Raw genomic sequence first — 1,034 nt, 5'->3', positions numbered from 1 at the left:
ACCTCCTCGCCTGCGGGGATTTCCCCTCAGGACGCCCTAAGGGTAAGGAGGGAAGGTTTCACCCAGGTAACAACGGGCTGGAGGCGGGGGCAACCCGGCCGAGGCTCGTGGCGGCGAGGGGAAGCATGGAAAACCCCTCTGGTGATTTCAGAGGAACACATCCAACCCAGCCGTCAGTGCAAGTTTTACCTGAGGGCCTGCGGCAGGGAGCAGCACTTGGAACTCCAGCTCGAGGGGTTGCCGGCATTGAAGGGCGAGCCCGGCAGGTAGGCCAGTCCGGTGCCCAGGTAATTCTGGGCGGCCCACTGGGTGGTGGTGAGGGTGAGGGCGGTGGTCCCCTTGAGATCAGCTTTCCCACGAAACTCCCCAGGATCGCGAGGAAATCGCCGCCTCACCCGCCTGGGGCCGGAGGTGGCGGAGGCGAGGCGGCTTGGGAGCCTGTTGCTTTCCCGAAGGGAGGTGGAGAACCGATCGTTTTGGGTGCGGGGGGTGGGGGCGTGGGTGCTGGCGGTGCTTTGGGCCTTCCTGGTTTCCAAGCTTCACCGGGAGGGGGTGAGGGAGAAGAAAGCCCCCCTGGAAATCTTCTCCTTCAACCCCCTCTCCGCCCTGCGCTTCCTGGGGCTCTATGCAGTATAGCGGTCAAGTCTGCTGCTAAACTTCCCCATTTGCGCACCCCCTGCGGCTACCCTACGATATCACCTCTTCCAAAAGCGTTCGCGCAACTGCTCGCCAGAAGAGTCTCACATGGCGATCTCGCCAAAGACCCCTGCGCTTGCTCTCCCGCCATGAGCTGAGGAGGCCGGGGGAAGAAAACCCGTAAACCGGCCAAGGGGCTTCTTCAAGAATCCTGCGGAGCCGCCACGGAAGTTCTTCCAAGAAGTGGTGGTAGCGCCACCACCACTCTTCCCACTCTTCCCACATCGCCCTGAACCACCCCTTCCACACCTCCCTCGGAAAGGGGGGAAAGGCCGCCGGGAAGGCCGCGGCCGCGGCGTACCCCCGGTACTCCGGAGGCTGGCCCTGGATGAGCCGGG

Annotated in this window: 1 pseudogene; it reads left to right on the top strand. The window is 63.9% G+C overall.

Annotated elements, in window-relative coordinates:
* Positions 1–390 precede the first annotated feature (390 nt).
* Positions 391–636 (top strand): annotated as a pseudogene (locus H531_RS13375) (transposase); the annotation flags it as partial.
* Positions 637–1,034 lie beyond the last annotated feature (398 nt).

This window comes from Thermus islandicus DSM 21543 (genome assembly GCF_000421625.1).
Lineage (GTDB): Bacteria > Deinococcota > Deinococci > Deinococcales > Thermaceae > Thermus > Thermus islandicus.
Note: the sequence above shows the minus strand (reverse complement) of the source record. Positions and strands in the feature narration are given on the sequence as shown.